Genomic DNA, 17195 nt, shown 5'->3' with positions numbered 1-17195 from the left:
TAAGATTTTTTGTTTGTTTTTTGTTGGTTGATTACAAAGCCCTTTTTAAACGCAGTTTAAAAAGGGTTTTGTTTTTTGGTTTATTTTAAACTGTTAGCACTCATCACAGAAAAAATGTGAAACAACACCTTAATTAGCCTAAAGAAATCGACTTAAAAAGCATCACTTCACCTTAAATCATAGTATGATTGAGCATTCGGAATGCACAGAGTGGAGTTAAGCCAATACCTATTGAGTCGCTGAGATCATTTAATTAAACCGCTATTTTAAAGCTTAAACTCTAATTTTTAAGCTTTCATTTTAAATTGCGCTACAGATTTCCTTTTATTAAGTGCTGCTTTTAGAGTTTTTATTATGTTTTTAACTTTTTAAAATCTCAGAACTTATAGGACTAAAACACCATTAGTAACTTTACGATTCATTTAAATCCATAAAAAAAAGCTTAAACTGAATTTCAGTTTAAGCTTTTTTTAGTAGTTAAGAACGTACTACTAGGTATCACTTACCACACCTAAGGTGTAGAGTTGTTCCATTGTAGGGGTTTTACTTCCGCCAGCCGGTTCTAAGGTAATACCGAACGCTTGAGAGGCATTGTTATTTTGTAATTCGAAAATTTTATTAGTATTGTCATTAAAATCGTCTATTGTTCCTAAACTCGTAGGCGACAACGGATTTAAAGTTAGCGACCAGATTTGGTAAACTTTACCTTTTGGAGGTTTTGGTAAGCCTTCTAAATCTAAATATACTGTTGCTTCAGATTTATCCCAATACACTTTCGCGTATGCTTCAGGGTAGACCGCTTGACCATCTAAGGTTATATTTATTAAATTTTCATCTCTAACAACATTTAGTAATTTTTTAGTGTCTGCCAAATCGGAATGGACATCTTCAATTTGAATTTCTAAAAATTCTTTATCTGTCGTTATAGTCGATACTTTGGTATTTAGAGACGCATTTTTGTTTAGAGTCCATAATAAACCAACGGCTAAAAATACTGCCGCTGCCCAACCCGTATAACTTAACCAATTGGTGTTTTTAGAAGGGGTGTTTAAAGACATAACTTTAGTGTCTTCATCAGTAAGACCGAGTGCTTTTTTAATGCTTGCATAAATTTGTTTAGAAGTTGAAGGAGAAACTTGGGCTGTCAATTTAACAACGGCAGCTTCTATATTTAAAACTTCGTGTAGTATTTCAGGATGCTTAAGCATAGCATTGTACACTTCTCTATTTTCTAAATCAGAGAGTGCGCCTGCAACATACAGTTCTAAAATTCCAGATTCTATGTAGGTTTTAATATCCATTTAGTTTAAAACGATTTGTCTTAATTCATTAATACAATTTCTGTTTCTTGTTTTAACCGTCCCGATGGGTATTTCTAAAGTTTCTGCAGCTTCTTTTTGCGTATAGCCTTTAAAGTATAATAACTCTAACACTTCAATACACTTTTGTTTGAGTAAGCTTACAAATTTAGCAACACCAATAGCGTCAGTGCTATCGTTTAGGTCATCTTGAGATGGTAGAATATCTACGAAATATTCAGCATCAAGGTTTTTCGAATTGTTTTTAAAATGTTTAGATCTGGTTTTATCTATAGCTGCATTTCTAGAAATATTAAGAATCCAAGTAAAAAAGCGACCTTTAGTGGCGTCGTAAGATTCCGATTTATGCCAAGCTTTTATAAAAACATCTTGCATCACTTCTTCAGCAATATTACGATCTCTCACAATATTATAAATTACGCCATGCATACTTTCGCTATACATATTGTAAAGCGCTTCAAAAGCTTTTTCGTCTTTTTGCTGGAATTTCGAAATTAATAATTCTAACTGCATATCATATATTTGGTTTAAAGATAAAAAAAAGCAGCTTTAGTAAGCTGCTTTTTATTGAAATTAGAATGTGTTTATTTTATGATTCCTCCACAGCTAACTCTAAATCCAGCGTTTCCGCTAGGCTGGGAAGTGAAATCGTCGGCACCTTGATGTATTATAATCGATTTACCTAAAATATCTTTCGTATCATCACCACAACCAATACACCATTCGTCGGTAGTCATATTTACTGTAGCGTATCCTTTATCGTCGGCTTCAAAGTTTCCAATGTCTCCTTTATGATATCCTGCGCTATCACCCCATTTCCCGTGAGGTTGTCCTGTTGGGTTCCAGTGTCCGCCAGCCGATGAACCATCTGCCGCAGAGCAATCTGCTTTATCGTGTAAGTGTATAGCGTGTGTTCCTTTATCTAACCCTTCTAAAATGGCAACCATTTTTACTTTACCATCTACTTGGGTAAAGACTGCATTACCAGTTACCTTACTGTCACTTTTAGACTCTAAAATTACTTTTACTTTTATAGCCGTTTCAGTTTTTGTTACCATTTCTGTTTCTTTCTCCATTTCTGGTGCAGCTGGTGTTTCTTTTTTCTCTTTACAACTTGCAGCAAAAATGAAAGTTAATGCTAATGCTAATTGAGTTATTTTTTTCATTGTATGTTCTTTTTAGTTTATTAAAATACCTTTTAAATGTAAGTAGATATTAATCGTTATGCAAGTTCTAAATCTATAAATCCATATTGTGGATGCAAACCGATGTATAACACGGTCATTTTTAAAATAAAACAATGTTGTTAGCGTAGTGTTAAAAGTACAGTTTTAACGAAACTTTACTTATTTTTTGCTTTAAAAGTCTTATTTTTATAAGGTATGAAAACACATCATAATTTTAAAAAAGGCTTTGTTTTTAAAACGTACGAAGCTCCTACACAGTCACCATTCGATAAACTTTTCGAAATTTTTAAAGAACTTATAACACATACTTCCGGAGATTTCGATGAGGCGATAGAATGGTTACGAGAATTAGACAAAGAATATAAACTAACAACTTCTGAGTATACCATAGACGATTTTATTGAAGATTTAAAGACGAAAGGCTATATCCGTGAGGAAATTAAACCGGATGGTAAAGGCGGTATGGCAATTACGGCAAAAACCGAGAGAGCGATACGGCAGGCAGCATTAGATCAGATTTTTGGAGCAATAAAACGTAGTGGTTCTGGAAATCATAAGAGTAAACAAATGGGTCAGGGTGATGAACATACGGGCGATTTTAGAAATTATCAGTTTGGTGATGGGTTAGACAAAGTATCAATGACCGAGAGCTTAAAAAATGCACAGATTAATAACGGTATTGGCGATTTTAGTTTAACCGAAGACGATTTGGTAGTCGAAGATACTATGCATAAATCGCAAATGAGTACGGTGTTAATGATAGATATTAGCCACAGTATGATTCTCTATGGTGAAGACCGAATCACGCCAGCCAAAAAAGTAGCGATGGCGTTGGCCGAATTAATTACTACCAGATATCCAAAAGACACCTTAGATATTTTAGTGTTTGGTAACGATGCGTGGCCAATTAAAATTAAAGATTTACCCTATTTAAACGTTGGCCCCTATCACACAAACACAGTGGCAGGCTTACAATTAGCGTTGGACTTATTACGCCGAAAGCGAAATACTAACAAACAAATTTTTATGATTACCGATGGAAAACCGAGTTGCTTACGACTTAAAGACGGAAGTTATTATAAAGATAGTAATGGATTAAATCCGCATATTACCAACAAGTGCTATGCAATGGCACAGCAAGCTCGTAAACTACATATTCCAATAACCACGTTTATGATTGCGGAAGATCCTTATTTAATGCAGTTTGTTCAAGAATTTACGAAGGCTAATCAGGGAAAAGCCTTTTATACCGGGATTAAAGGTTTGGGTGAAATGATTTTTGAAGATTACGAAACCAATAGAAAGAAACGAATTAAAGGCTAATTATCCTGAGAGAATAATTGGTGAATAGCAAGAAGAATAATATTGAAGCAGAAGAAGCGAATCCATTATTCCATATTATAATAAGAAATAGCTCAAAAGCTTAAACTACATATGAAAGTAAATACAATTAAAACTATAGGTGAATTAAAAAAGGCTAAGTACAAAAGCAAATCTATAAAAGATGAATTAAGAGATAATTTAATTGAAAAAATAAAAAATAAAGAGACCACATTTGAAGGCGTACACGGTTACGAAAACACTGTGATTCCAGAATTGGAACGCGCTATCTTATCGCGGCATAATATTAATTTATTAGGTTTACGAGGCCAAGCAAAAACACGTTTAGCACGATTGATGCTTAATCTTTTGGACGAATATATCCCTGTGGTTGAAGGTTCTGAAATTAATGACGATCCTTTACAGCCTATTTCTCGACTTGCTATAGAATTAATCAAAGAAAAAGGAGACGACACACCTATTTACTGGATGCATAGAAGTGAGCGTTTTGCCGAAAAATTAGCCACTCCCGATGTTACTGTTGCCGATATTATTGGTGATGTAGACCCCATAAAAGCAGCTAATTTAAAGCTTAGTTATGCAGACGATCGCGTAATTCATTACGGTATGATCCCAAGAGCAAACCGCTGTATCTTCGTTATTAATGAATTACCAGATTTACAAGCTAGAATACAAGTGGCTTTGTTTAATATCTTGCAAGAAGGTGATATTCAAATTAGAGGATTTAAGCTGAGGTTAAATTTAGATATGCAGTTTATATTCACGGCAAACCCTGAAGATTATACCAACCGAGGAAGCATCGTTACGCCTTTAAAAGATAGAATAGGCTCTCAAATACTAACGCATTATCCGCAAGATATTGAAACTGCTCGTCGTATTACAGAGCAGGAAGCGAAGCTCGGAACACAACAAAAAGAGACCATAGCCGTACCAGATTTGGCTAAAGATCTTTTAGAACAAATTGTATTTGAAGCTAGAGAAAGTGAATATATCGATGCTAAAAGCGGTGTTAGTGCACGTTTAAGTATTACCGCTTATGAGAATTTAATGAGTACAGCGGAACTTAGAGCGTTAAAAACAGGAGATGAAAAAACGACGGTGAGATTAAGCGATTTTACAGGTGTTATTCCTTCCATTACTGGTAAAGTGGAGTTGGTGTACGAAGGCGAACAAGAAGGGGCTGCAAAAGTGGCTTATAATTTAATAGGTGAGGCTGTAAAAAGTTTATTTCCTAAATTTTTCCCTGAAATCGAGAAACTAAGAAAACAAGAAGAAGAAAGTCCGTACGACGATATCGTATCTTGGTTCTTTAATAATCGTGATGGTTTTGAATTGTTAGACGATTTAAGCGATAAAGAGTATAAAGACCTCCTAGATGCTGTAACGCCATTAAATGATTTATTAGAAAAACACCAACCGGAACTTTCTAAAGAAGAAAGTTATTTCTTAAAAGAATTTGTGCTTTGGGGATTGGTTGAATTTAAACAATTGAGTAAATTTAGATTTACCGAGGGCGTTCAATTTAAAGATCCTTATGGAAGTTTTATAAACGACTTATAATCTTTTAAATCAGTATTTCTAGATAAAGGCGATAGGACAGCTTTGCTTTTAATACTACGAAGCAGAAATCAAGACTTAATTTTAAATTAAATAAGCATAGAAAAGGAGTGAATTATCACTCCTTTTTTTTTGTGCCTCATATTTATATAAACTTTTGTAATCAACCTGTTTTTAAAGCAAATTCGTTATAATTTGTGTAGCACTATGCAATGTTTTGTGTACTGGACATTTATCTGCTATTTGTAAGAGGCGCTCTTTTTGTTTGTCGTCTAAGTGACCCGTTAATTTAATATCGCGTGTAAACGTATCAATTTTGGCTGAAATATCCTCAGAGTTTTCACAATCTTCAGCGTGCGTTTTAGAATAGCTTGTGTGTACCTCGATATTTTCTAGATCCCATTTTTTTCTTTTCGCATACATTTGCACGGTCATAACCGTGCAAGCCGAAAGTCCTGCGCTTACATATTCGTAGGGCGACGGACCGAAATCATTCCCGCCAAAAGAAGTAGGTTCGTCTGCTATTAAGTTATGATTTCCAACTCTTAGTTGCGTTGTAAAACCTTCCTCTTTATCCAAACTAGCAATAACGTGATGCGTTGTGTTCAAGGTTTCGATTTCTGGTAAATTAAGATAGCGTTTCGCCCAACTCGCAATTAATTCACCGGCATACATAGAATCTTCTTTCTTTAGTAATAAATGATCTGCACCATCTAAAGAGACAAAACTTTTAGGGTGTTTTGCGGCTTTATAGAGCTCTTCAGCGTTTTTAATTCCTACTATAGCATCTTGCGGCGAGTGTAAAATAAGTAATGCTTTGTTGAGGTTTTTGGTAACTTCAGGAAGCGCGTTTGTTTTTAAATCGTCTAAAAATTGTTTCTTAATAGTAAAATCTCTCCCACTTAAATTAACAACTGCTTTGCCTTGCTTATTAATTTCGTCGAGATTACTTTTTAGTAGATTTTCTACGTGACTGGTGTTGGAAGGCGCTCCTATGGTTGCGATGGCTTTAATATTTTGGAGTTCGTTTGCAGCAAATATAGCGGCTGCACCACCCAGTGAATGCCCAATTAACAGCGTAGGGGCGGTGTAATTTTCTTCGAGATATCTTGAAGCTTGAATTAAATCTGAAACATTCCCAGAAAAATTAGTGTTCTCAAAATCTCCGTTGCTTTCTCCCAAACCAGTGAAATCGAAACGTAGAACACCAAATCCTTTAGACGTTAGAGCTTTGCTTATGTTTCTAACGGCTGATAAATTTTTATTACACGTAAAACAATGCGCAAAAAGAACAAAATTATGTGGTTTTTGTTGCAGAGGAAGTTCTAGTCGTCCTTTTAACTCTAACCCGTCCGTATTTTTAAAGGTAACTTTTTGAATATTCATTTTACGGCGTATTTATTTTAAAGCTTTTTTACTTCAATATAGAAGTTTTTATTCACTTTAAAGTCAGGGTTTGTAGATTTTAATTTTAATATTTTAGTGGTTGCAGAAGGTTTTATCCATTGTGTTTTTCCATCAATTTCAATTTGAATCGGCATTTTAAACCCTTCAACAGTATTGCTCCATCTATACTTTAATTCTCGGTCTTTAATAGTATATTCTAACACCGGAATACGGATATCTCTTAAATACTGATTAAAAATGAGGTGAAGGTTTAACCCTGTATTTTCTATCAGATAATTTTCAATTTGTTGTGTGGTTACCGTTTTATGGTAAAAGTCTTTATTTAAACCACGAAGAATAGTTCTCCACTTATTGTCGTTATCTAAAAGCGTTCTAATAGTGTTAAGCATATTCGCACCTTTGTAATACATATCTCCAGAACCTTCGCTATTAACATTGTAATTTCCAATAATTGGTCGTTCGTTTTGTATGCCTTTTCGGGTTCCAATAACATATTCTGAACCTGCTTGTTTGCCATAGTAATACTCTACAAATAAGCTTTCTGAATAGGCTGTAAAACTTTCATGAATCCACATATCTGCAATGTCTTTGCTGGTAATGTTATTCGCAAACCATTCGTGGCCCGCTTCGTGAATAATAATAAAATCGAATTTTAAACCCCAACCTGTTCCCGATAAATCGCGTCCTAAATAACCGTTTTTAAATTGATTGCCATAGGTTACAGAGCTTTGGTGTTCCATTCCTAAATAAGGCGCTTCAACTAACTTAAAACTATCTTCGTAAAAAGGATAAGGACCAAACCAGTGCTCGAAAGCTTCCATCATTTTCGGCGCATCTTTAAATTGCTTTTTTGCTTTTTCTAAATTATAATCGAGTACGTAATAATTCATATCTAAATCACCGTTTTCTCCTTTGTAGACTTCAGAAAAGTTAACGTAGTTACCAATATTAATATTTACACCATAATTATTAATAGGATTGTCTACAAACCAATGATACGTTGTTGTATTGTCTTTTTTAGGTTCTATTTTACGAAGTCTACCGTTAGACACATTCACTAATTCTTTCGGCACATTTACGCTAATCAGCATACTGTCGACCTCATCGTACATATGGTCTTTATTTGGCCACCACACACTAGCGCCAAGACCTTGGCAAGAAGAGGCTATAAAATGATTTCCGTTCGTGTCTTTTTTCCAAGAAATACCACCATCCCAGGGCGCATTAATAGCTTCTTTAGGGTAGCCTTCATAAAACACATCTACAGATTTCAAGTCACCAGTTTTTTGTTTGCTTTTTAATGTTATAAACCATGCATTACCCTCTTGTCTTACTTGTAGTTCTTTAGTATCTTGAACTGCTTTTGTGATTTTAAGTGGTGCCTGCAAGTCTATTTGCAAAACATTATTGGCTAGTAGCACCTTGTATTGCACTGTGTTTTTACCAGAAATAAATTTCTTATCTGGGTGTACAGCAATATCTAAATGATAGTAAGTTAAATCCCACCATTCGCGTTCTGGCGTAATAGAACCACGGAGTGTATCTTGATGAGTGAAGTTGTTTTTTTCTGAAAGTAAGCCTTGGCTATAACTGTTTAGAGTTAAAACGAGAAGCAATGGTATAAGGACTGTTTTTTTCATTTAAAAGATAAAGTTTAATCAAAAATACAAAAAAATAAAGCCGTTTCTGGGGAAGAAACTGCTTTAACACCTTAAAAGGAATCCTTATTGAGTGCTTTTATTTTTCCTGCTTAGTAAATAGGTTTAGTTATACAGCTGATACATTTCACTAATGTGTTTTTTAATTTTATCTCTAAACCATTGCGGTTTTAAAACCTCGACCATATTGCCCAGTTTTAAAATCTGTATTTCAAACTCGTAATTCGGTTTTAATTTAAAAGTAACGGTACCCCAATCGTTATTTATTCCATTTACACATTCTTGAGATTTATGCAGAGGCAAACTGCGTAAATATTTAAGTTGATTATAATGGGCTTTAATGACAATGTTTTCCACCTTTTTGTTTGGATATTCACTGTAGTTTAAACCGACCACAGTGTCGTATTGTTTTAATTGCTCTTGGAAATCTTCAATTTTTAATGATTTAGAGTTTAGAATCTCAATTTTTGAAAGTCTATCAATGCCAAAATTTCTGATTTGCGTTTCACCTTCTGCTACTGCAATTAAATACCAGCGGTTGGAATATTCTTTAAGACATAATGGAGAAACAATGTATCGCTTAATGGTGTCACCGTAATAATTTTCCTTTATAAAAGAAACTTTACGGAGTAAAGAGATGGCGTAAATTAATTCTTTAAAATGTCGTACACCGCTAAACCCAGAACTATCTTCTGGAATTATCCGTTTTTGAAAGGCCTTATAATCCTTAATACCACTTTCGTAAATCTCTGCCATAGAGGCGAATTTGGCAAACTTAAAAAACTGATTTAAAGCGTCTTCACTCTCTTCTATATTGTAGCCTCGCGTTTTATAATTATACATAATTGCAATACCAAAATACAATTCTAAATTACGCTTGTCGCTTTCAAAAGTGCGCATAGCGACATCTAAAGCGTAGTCATTTTGCAAACGCTCTAAAATTTGTGTTTTATTGAGACCTGGGTAGGAGTCCACTAATTTTACAATGCAATTTAGTCGCTTTAATATTTTATAGTTAGACATTGTAAGATTTTACTTCAAAAATAGAAGATCATTAGTTTAAAACAAGAGGTTTAGAACAATTTTATTATAGATTTTAAAAATTCTTTTTTGGTCCGCCTTCATTTGGCGGAGTGCGTAGCGTAATTTGTTTTTAATCACTAAAATTGCTATTATGAAAAACGATTATTTACTCCAAAATGAATTTAACGAATGGTTAAAATTAAGATTTTCAACACTGCCTTTTAAGTCTGCTTTCTACGATTCTCAATTATTAAAACTTAATAAACTCACTGTTTTTAGTGAGGGAAATGCAGGTCTGTTCGATGCTATAGAAAATGAAATTCTTTGTGACAATAACGAGGGTGTTGAAGTTCTAATTTTAAACGTTCTAGAAAAAATGGAGCAAAGAGGAATTAAAGATGACTTAAAGTTAAATACTAAGGTGTTGGATGGGTTACGAATTGGACTATTAAAATACAGGCTTCTTCTTTTCGATTTTTTAGCCCTACGAAGTATTAAATATCAATCTGCATATGCTACCGCAAATCACTTATGGGAGATAAAATCTTTACAACTGGAAGCTGTTTTTAATAGCGATAGTCGCTATTCGCTTCCCATTTATGGAGACAATTACACGTATAATAAAGGTGAAATTGATACACTATGGGAGCACGTTTTATCGGTTAACACGAGTAATGAAAGAGGACTAATTGACGAGCCAATACAATTGGAAAGTATTTTAGAATGCATATTAGTGAGACCACGAGGAAAAAACCAATTGGAGGTTGTAGATGGGGGGAATACTTTAATACTATTATCATTACTACTGCATACGCTCTATGAGTTTTCAGAAAGCATAAATAATAGATATTCTTTTGAAGGAAAAGCGAAAAATTTACCTCAGCTCTTGTCAATCAGTACACAGTTAAATGAGCAGAGATTGTTTAGGGTTCTAATTCATAACGGCATTAATAAAAAGGCCACAACTCCCAACACAATTAGTAAAGGAATTGTGTATAAATGTGAAGAGCCTGGGTTAAATATGGGCTTTCATTTTTTGCAAACCACCTTTCGTTTTGTACAATTAATACAAGCTTCTAAAATCCCACAATCGGAACATTATATTAAGAATATGGATGTGTTTATAGAGCGTCTACTTAAAACAGTTTGTATAAATAGAAAACAATTAACCGTTGAAAATTGTAGCCAAACGTATTTAAATAACAACACCATTTTATTGAAAAATGTAATGGAGTGGTTGTAATAAAAGCTTCATATTTAATCAAAATAAAATTAATCAAAGTTATGAACACAAGTATTCATTATCAAGTAGAAACCAAATATTGGCGAAGAGACGTACCGTATGTTCACGATGAATTTCAGGATGCAACACCTACTTTTGCCGATCTAGCAGAAACGAACACTATCTTTAAAAACGGGCCTCCGCTTATGGCTAGAGAGGCAGCTTTTAACCATTATTTCAGCATTTTAGACGTACTATATGAAGGCTTGGGTAAAGAGCATACAACCGATGCCCAAGCGCGGATAGATCTACAACGTTATTTTGACTCTGGGAATGCGATAGAGCTGGGAGGGAAGGGGGCTACATTTAAATCGTCTCCAGATAATAATAAAGGCATTGAGATTTATATGGTGATTGAAAATGTTTCAGATAAAACTACTGAGAAGATTTTAATTCACGGCATTCGTTATTTAGATTATCTCGATCGGTTTGATGCCGGAATACAAGAGTCGCTTGAGGGGCTCATTAAGGAATTCAACCATTACAAACAAAACGGTTCTGCACTACATAAAAATGTTGAAGATTTAAATTTGGAAGCGAATGGTGGCGAAAAGGTGTCTATTATAAAAACGCCTTTTAATTGGGGGCAATTAATTTTAGATTATAAGGGATTGAATTTATTTGAAGTGTGGTAAGTCTATTAAAAGTAATACTATATAACAAAAAAAAAGCCGTTTCTGGGGAAGAAACGGCTTTAACAATTTAATAAAAAAACGCAACTTAAAAGCAGTACTTGTTCTCTGCTTTAACTTTTTCAGCAATTTCGTTACGTAAGTCAACAATATCTGGGTAGTTAGCATATTTAGTAAAACGCTTTAATCCCATAAGCATCATACGTTGCTCGTCGCCTTCAGCAAAAGAAATAATACTTTCTTTTCCTTTTTTCTCTATAATATCTACGGCGTTATATAAGTATAATTTAGACATTGCTATTTGCACAGCTTGTTTGTCTTCGCCAAAACGTTTTGCATTTTTCTCTGTTCTTAAAATTGCAGATTCAGCCATATAGATTTCAATTAAAATATCGGCAGCAGCAATTAATAATTGTTGGTGTTGCTCTAAATCTGGACCAAATTTTTGAACCGCTGCTCCAGCAACCATTAAGAAGGTTTTTTTAAGCTTCTTAATCATTTCTTTTTCTTCTGAAAATAATTCAGAATAATCTGGCGTATCGAAAGACGGAATCCCCATTAACTCTTCTTGAACTGCTTGTGCAGGGCCTAATAAATCAACATGGCCTTTCATTGCTTTCTTTACTAACATCCCTACGCAAAGCATACGGTTAATTTCGTTAGTTCCTTCATAAATACGAGCGATACGTGCATCTCTCCAAGCGGCTTCCATTGGTGCTTCTTCTGAGAACCCCATACCTCCAAAAATCTGGATACCTTCATCTGCGGCGTGTTGTACATCTTCTGAAACAGCGACTTTTAAAATAGAACATTCAATGGCATATTCTTCTACCCCCTTTAATTCTGCTTCTTGATGTGTATTTCCAGACGATTGGCGCATTGTAATGCGGTCTTCAATGTTTTTAGACGCTCTATAGGTTGCTGCTTCTCCAGCATAAGCGTTGGTAGCCATTTCAGCGAGTTTAATCTTTATCGCGCCAAAGTCAGCAATAGGCGTATTAAACTGTTTACGCTCTTTAGCATAGTTAACAGCCGTTGTAAGAATACGTCGTTGAGAATCTAAGCAGGCACCAGCCAGTTTAATACGGCCAATGTTAAGGGCGTTCATAGCGATTTTAAATCCTTCGCCACGACCGGCTAACATATTATCGGCAGGCACAACGGTGTCGCTAAAAAATACTTGACGGGTAGAAGAGGCACGAATACCAAGTTTGTGTTCTTCTTCACCCATAGTAATACCGTTAGGGCTGTTTTTATCGTACTCTACAATAAAACCAGTAATATTTTTGTCATCTTCAATACGTGCAAAAACGATCATCAAACTACAGAAACCTGCATTCGAAATCCACATTTTTTGTCCGTTTATCTTGTAGTTTTTTCCATCTTCCGATAGTGTCGCTGTTGTTTTTCCTGAATTCGCATCAGACCCTGCACCTGGCTCTGTTAAGCAGTAAGCCCCAAACCATTCTCCCGTAGCTAATTTAGGAACGTATTTTTTCTTTTGTTTTTCGGTTCCATATAAAGTAATTGGCATAGTACCAATTCCGGTATGTGCACCAAACGCGGTACTAAAAGATCCTGTTCCACTTGAGATGTAATCGCAAGTTAATAGCGTAGAGACGAAGCCCATTCCTAACCCCGAATATTCCTCTGGAACCGCAACACCTAAAAAGCCAAGATCACCAGCTTTGCGCATTACTTCTTCGGTAAGTGCATAGTCTTTCGCTTCAAAACGAGCTTTGTGCGCAATGATTTCACGTTCGTTGAACTCCATTACGGCTTCCTTCATCATTATTTGTTCCTCCGAAAAATCTTCAGGAGTAAACACATCTTCACAGTTTGTTTCTTTTACTAAGAACTGACCTCCACGAAGGATATCTTTTTCAGTTGTTTCCATTTTTTGTTTAAGATTTATAGATTCAAGAATTAGGAATCAAGACATAATTACTCCAGATTTAAAACTTGAAATTATTTTTTATATTTGTTTTATTTTTTGCTTTAATTTTTTACATTTTTTATTTCTTAAAATTTAGCATACTCTTGTTACGCTTCACTCTAAGAGTCTTGATGTTTAAGATAAAAATTCAAAAACTCCACAAGCCCCTTGGCCGGTACCAACACACATTGTTACGGCACCGTATTTACCTTTCATATCGCGTTTTCTCATTTCATCAAATAATTGAACAGACAACTTAGCTCCTGTACACCCTAGTGGGTGACCAAGTGCAATGGCGCCACCGTTTACGTTCACAATGTCTGGGTTTAAGTTCAACTCACGGATTACGGCTACAGATTGCGAAGCAAAAGCTTCGTTTAATTCAATAAGCTCTAAATCTGATTGTTTTAAACCCGCTTGCTTTAAGGCTTTAGGAATCGCTTTAACGGGGCCAATACCCATAATGCGCGGCTCTACACCAACAGCTGCATAGTTTACTAAGCGAGCAATAGGTTCCAAATTTAATTCTTTTACCATCTCTTCACTCATCACCATTACAAAAGCAGCGCCATCACTCATTTGCGACGAGTTTCCAGCCGTGACACTTCCGCCAGCGGCAAATACCGCCCTTAATTTAGATAAGGCTTCTAAGTTCGTTCCTTTACGAGGTCCTTCGTCTTTTGTTACGGTGTAGGTTCTTGTCGCTTTTTTCCCGTTGTCATCTACATAAGTTTCGTCAACTTCTATAGGTACAATTTGGTCTTGAAAACGATTTTCGGCTTGCGCTTTTAAGGCTTTCATATGTGAATGGTAAGCAAATTCATCTTGATCCTCGCGAGACACATTAAATTGTTTTGCTACCGCTTCCGCAGTATTGCCCATTCCCCAGTAATAATCTTCGTGACCCGCTTTTACGATATCGTAGTTTAATTCTGGTTTAAACCCCGACATAGGTACGGCACTCATACTTTCGGCACCACCTGCAATAATACAATCGGCCATACCAGATTGTATTTTTGCTGTGGCCATCCCGATGGTTTCTATTCCCGAAGAACAAAAACGATTAACGGTAACCCCAGGAACATCCACAATATCTAATCCCATTAACGAGATTAATCGCGCCATATTTAGCCCTTGAGCTCCTTCGGGCATTGCATTACCAACCATAACGTCGTCTATGCGTTTCGGGTCTAAGTTTGGCAGTTCTTTCATCATATATTTTATGGTTTCTGCTGCTAATTCGTCGGTTCTTTTAAAACGGAACACGCCTTTAGGTGCTTTACCAACTGCGGTTCTATATGCTTTTACTATATATGCTTGTTTCATTTTGTTTCTTTAAGATTTATAGAACCAGGCGTCAAGAATCAAGAGCGTAGTCTTGAATCTTTTGGTCTTGTTTCTCGTTTCTAATTTACTCAATACTAATACTTCACTACTTAAAAAACTAATTTCTAAGTGGTTTCCCTTTAGTTAACATGTGCTGAATTCTTTCTAACGTTTTACGTTCTGTACATAAACTTAAGAAAGCTTCGCGCTCTAAGTCTAATAAATATTGCTCGCTAACTAAAGTCGGTTCAGATAAATCGCCACCAGCCATAACGTAAGCTAATTTATTAGCGATTTTCATATCGTGATCAGAAATATAGTTACTATCATTCATTGCGTCTGTTCCTACTAAAAACATACCTAGCGCTTGTTTACCAAGTACTTTTACGTCATTACGACGAACAGGTTGCGTGTATCCCATATCGGCCATTAATTTTGCGTGTTGCTTTGCAACGGCAATTTGTCGGTCTTTATTGACAACAACGATATCTTTTCCTTTTTGTAAAAGTCCTAAATCGAAAGCTTCATAGGCCGAAGTTGATACTTTTGCCATAGCAATAGTTAAGAAGTATTCTTGCAATGTATTTAATTGCACATCGCCTTTTTTGAAAGTGTCTGATGCTCTTAAAGCCATTTCTTTAGAACCACCACCACCAGGAATAACACCAACACCAAATTCTACAAGTCCCATATAGGTTTCTGCAGCAGCGACTACTTTATCAGCATGTAATGAGAGTTCACAACCACCACCTAAAGACATACCGTGAGGAGCTGAAACTGTAGGGATAGATGAGTAACGCATACGCATCATTGTATCTTGGAAGTGTTTAATAGCCATATTAAGCTCGTCATATTCTTGTTCGGCAGCCATCATAAAAATCATTCCTATGTTTGCTCCAACTGAGAAATTCGCTCCTTGGTTACCCACCACAAGTCCAGCAAAGTCTTTTTCGGCTAAATCGATAGCTTTATTTAAACCCGCTAATACGTCGCCTCCAATAGTATTCATTTTAGATTGGAATTCGCAATTAAGAATGCCGTCTCCTAAATCTTCAATAACAACACCAGAGTTTTTAAAGACTTCTTTTGTTTTTCTAATATTATTTAAAATGATAAACGAATCTTGTCCTGGAATTTTTTCTTGTTTTTTCTTCGGAATATCGTAGCAGTAAGTGGCGCCATCTTTAATGGTGTAAAATGAAGAATTACCAGAAGCAACCATATCATTTACCCAAGCAGCAGGCTCTAAACCTTCAGCTTTCATTAATACGATTCCTTTTTCAACGCCAATAGCATCCCAAATTTGAAATGGCCCGTGTTCCCAGCCAAAGCCCGCTTTCATAGCATCGTCAATTTTATATAAATCGTCTGTGATTTCTGGAATTCTATTAGACACATAAGCAAATAATGCCGTGAAGCTTTTTCTGTAAAACTCTCCAGCCTTGTCTTTTCCATTGATAAGAACCTTAAATCTATCAATAACCTTATCGATTGTTTTTGTTAATTCTAAAGTGGCAAATTTAGCGCGTTTAGAATCGCGATATTCTAAGGTGTTGAGGTCTAAAGTTAATATTTCTGAAGACCCATCTTTATTTCTAACTTTTTTATAAAATCCTTGTCCTGTTTTACTTCCTAACCATTTCTTTTCCATCATTTTCTCGATGAAGTCTGGTAGTTTAAACAATTCTAAACGTTCGTCTTTAGGACAATTCTCTCTAATACCATTGGCAACGTGTACCAAAGTATCTAACCCTACAACATCTACTGTTCTAAAAGTAGCCGATTTTGGGCGCCCAATAACAGGGCCTGATAATTTGTCGACTTCCTCTACCGTTAAGTCTAATTCTTTTACGGCGTGAAATAAACTCTGAATACTAAAGATTCCAATTCTGTTACCAATAAAAGCAGGGGTGTCTTTTGCAACTACCGATGTTTTACCTAAGAATTGCTCGCCATAATCGTTTAAAAACTCTAAAACAGAAGCCTCTGTTTTAGGACCAGGAATGATTTCGAATAATTTTAAGTAACGTGCTGGGTTAAAAAAGTGGGTGCCACAAAAATGTTTTTGGAAATCCTCAGAACGACCTTCACTCATAAAGTGAATGGGAATCCCTGACGTATTAGAAGTAATTAATGTGCCCGGAGTTCTATGTTTTTCAAGCTTTTCGAAAACCTGTTGTTTTATATCTAGCCTTTCAACAACAACTTCCATAATCCAGTCGACATCTTTAACTTTCGCGATGTCGTCGTCTAGGTTTCCTGTTGTAATCCTTTCGGCAAAAGACGGATGATAAATAGGAGAAGGTTTCGATTTTAAAGAAGCGGTTAACGCCTCGTTTACCAATCTATTTCTTACTATTTTATCTTCCAGAGTTAACCCTTTCGCTTTTTCTTTATCATTTAGTTCTCTAGGAACAATGTCTAACAACAGGACTTCTACACCAATGTTAGCAAAGTGACATGCAATACCGCTTCCCATAATTCCGGAACCAATAATTGCAATTTTTTTTATTCTACGTGTGCTCAT

The 17195-nt window shown here is 35.5% G+C and carries 13 protein-coding genes; 4 read left to right on the top strand and 9 right to left on the bottom strand.

The features are described 5' to 3' along the window. Window positions 1-491: 491 nt before the first annotated feature. The 3 genes from ES676_RS03965 to ES676_RS03955 all read right to left on the bottom strand — a co-directional run bounded on the left by ES676_RS03965 (window position 492) and on the right by ES676_RS03955 (window position 2485). Entirely contained in the window at window positions 492-1301 is an 810-nt protein-coding gene (locus ES676_RS03965; protein WP_148368747.1) for an anti-sigma factor, read from the bottom strand. After that, entirely contained in the window at window positions 1302-1832 is a 531-nt protein-coding gene (locus ES676_RS03960) for an RNA polymerase sigma factor (RefSeq protein WP_148368746.1), read from the bottom strand. Between the two features lie 71 nt (window positions 1833-1903). Next, window positions 1904-2485 carry a superoxide dismutase family protein gene (locus tag ES676_RS03955; protein ID WP_148368745.1) on the bottom strand — a complete coding sequence of 194 codons (582 nt, stop codon included), beginning with the start codon at window positions 2483-2485 and terminating at the stop codon, window positions 1904-1906. 216 nt (window positions 2486-2701) lie between these two features. Here ES676_RS03955 and ES676_RS03950 point away from each other — a divergent pair, with 216 nt between their 5' ends. Further along, window positions 2702-3829 (top strand): vWA domain-containing protein, encoded by a 1128-nt coding sequence (locus tag ES676_RS03950; protein WP_148368744.1) that lies wholly within the window; start codon window positions 2702-2704, stop codon window positions 3827-3829. A 111-nt stretch (window positions 3830-3940) separates the two neighbouring features. Next, entirely contained in the window at window positions 3941-5407 is a 1467-nt protein-coding gene (locus tag ES676_RS03945; protein WP_148368743.1) for a sigma 54-interacting transcriptional regulator, read from the top strand. 171 nt (window positions 5408-5578) lie between these two features. Here ES676_RS03945 and ES676_RS03940 read toward each other — a convergent pair whose 3' ends face one another. The 3 genes from ES676_RS03940 to ES676_RS03930 form a co-directional block, all read right to left on the bottom strand. Then, entirely contained in the window at window positions 5579-6790 is a 1212-nt protein-coding gene (locus ES676_RS03940; protein ID WP_148368742.1) for a bifunctional alpha/beta hydrolase/OsmC family protein, read from the bottom strand. A 17-nt stretch (window positions 6791-6807) separates the two neighbouring features. Further along, window positions 6808-8451 (bottom strand): M1 family metallopeptidase, encoded by a 1644-nt coding sequence (locus ES676_RS03935; RefSeq protein WP_148368741.1) that lies wholly within the window; start codon window positions 8449-8451, stop codon window positions 6808-6810. A 123-nt stretch (window positions 8452-8574) separates the two neighbouring features. Continuing rightward, the gene (locus ES676_RS03930; protein WP_148368740.1) at window positions 8575-9492 is read right to left on the bottom strand and encodes a helix-turn-helix transcriptional regulator; all 918 of its coding nucleotides are present in this window, start codon (window positions 9490-9492) and stop codon (window positions 8575-8577) included. A gap of 151 nt (window positions 9493-9643) precedes the next feature. Here ES676_RS03930 and ES676_RS03925 point away from each other — a divergent pair, with 151 nt between their 5' ends. Both ES676_RS03925 and ES676_RS03920 read left to right on the top strand, forming a co-directional pair. Further along, a complete protein-coding gene (locus ES676_RS03925) occupies window positions 9644-10735 on the top strand; it encodes a hypothetical protein (protein ID WP_148368739.1) in 1092 nt (363 codons plus the stop codon). Window positions 10736-10776: 41 nt separating this feature from the next. Further along, entirely contained in the window at window positions 10777-11409 is a 633-nt protein-coding gene (locus tag ES676_RS03920) for a hypothetical protein (RefSeq protein ID WP_148368738.1), read from the top strand. An 85-nt stretch (window positions 11410-11494) separates the two neighbouring features. Here the strand turns inward: ES676_RS03920 and ES676_RS03915 are convergent, their stop codons facing one another. The 3 genes from ES676_RS03915 to ES676_RS03905 all read right to left on the bottom strand — a co-directional run bounded on the left by ES676_RS03915 (window position 11495) and on the right by ES676_RS03905 (window position 17195). Beyond that, complete coding sequence (locus tag ES676_RS03915) at window positions 11495-13303, bottom strand: acyl-CoA dehydrogenase family protein (protein WP_148368737.1); 1809 nt, start codon at window positions 13301-13303, stop codon at window positions 11495-11497. A 174-nt stretch (window positions 13304-13477) separates the two neighbouring features. Further along, window positions 13478-14668 carry an acetyl-CoA C-acyltransferase gene (locus tag ES676_RS03910; protein WP_148368736.1) on the bottom strand — a complete coding sequence of 397 codons (1191 nt, stop codon included), beginning with the start codon at window positions 14666-14668 and terminating at the stop codon, window positions 13478-13480. A gap of 118 nt (window positions 14669-14786) precedes the next feature. Continuing rightward, window positions 14787-17195 carry a 3-hydroxyacyl-CoA dehydrogenase/enoyl-CoA hydratase family protein gene (locus ES676_RS03905; protein ID WP_148368735.1) on the bottom strand — a complete coding sequence of 803 codons (2409 nt, stop codon included), beginning with the start codon at window positions 17193-17195 and terminating at the stop codon, window positions 14787-14789.

The sequence above is a fragment of the Bizionia saleffrena genome (assembly GCF_008086175.1).
Lineage (GTDB): Bacteria > Bacteroidota > Bacteroidia > Flavobacteriales > Flavobacteriaceae > Bizionia > Bizionia saleffrena.
This window is presented reverse-complemented; position numbering and strand designations above follow the sequence as displayed.

Bases quoted from the DNA above. Each gene is read 5' to 3' on its own strand.
- ES676_RS03965 (WP_148368747.1), bottom strand. From the start codon at position 1,301: ATGGATATTAAAACCTACATAGAATCTGGAATTTTAGAACTGTATGTT.
- ES676_RS03960 (WP_148368746.1), bottom strand. From the start codon at position 1,832: ATGCAGTTAGAATTATTAATTTCGAAATTCCAGCAAAAAGACGAAAAA.
- ES676_RS03955 (WP_148368745.1), bottom strand. From the start codon at position 2,485: ATGAAAAAAATAACTCAATTAGCATTAGCATTAACTTTCATTTTTGCT.
- ES676_RS03950 (WP_148368744.1), top strand. From the start codon at position 2,702: ATGAAAACACATCATAATTTTAAAAAAGGCTTTGTTTTTAAAACGTAC.
- ES676_RS03945 (WP_148368743.1), top strand. From the start codon at position 3,941: ATGAAAGTAAATACAATTAAAACTATAGGTGAATTAAAAAAGGCTAAG.
- ES676_RS03940 (WP_148368742.1), bottom strand. From the start codon at position 6,790: ATGAATATTCAAAAAGTTACCTTTAAAAATACGGACGGGTTAGAGTTA.
- ES676_RS03935 (WP_148368741.1), bottom strand. From the start codon at position 8,451: ATGAAAAAAACAGTCCTTATACCATTGCTTCTCGTTTTAACTCTAAAC.
- ES676_RS03930 (WP_148368740.1), bottom strand. From the start codon at position 9,492: ATGTCTAACTATAAAATATTAAAGCGACTAAATTGCATTGTAAAATTA.
- ES676_RS03925 (WP_148368739.1), top strand. From the start codon at position 9,644: ATGAAAAACGATTATTTACTCCAAAATGAATTTAACGAATGGTTAAAA.
- ES676_RS03920 (WP_148368738.1), top strand. From the start codon at position 10,777: ATGAACACAAGTATTCATTATCAAGTAGAAACCAAATATTGGCGAAGA.
- ES676_RS03915 (WP_148368737.1), bottom strand. From the start codon at position 13,303: ATGGAAACAACTGAAAAAGATATCCTTCGTGGAGGTCAGTTCTTAGTA.
- ES676_RS03910 (WP_148368736.1), bottom strand. From the start codon at position 14,668: ATGAAACAAGCATATATAGTAAAAGCATATAGAACCGCAGTTGGTAAA.
- ES676_RS03905 (WP_148368735.1), bottom strand. From the start codon at position 17,195: ATGAGCACACGTAGAATAAAAAAAATTGCAATTATTGGTTCCGGAATT.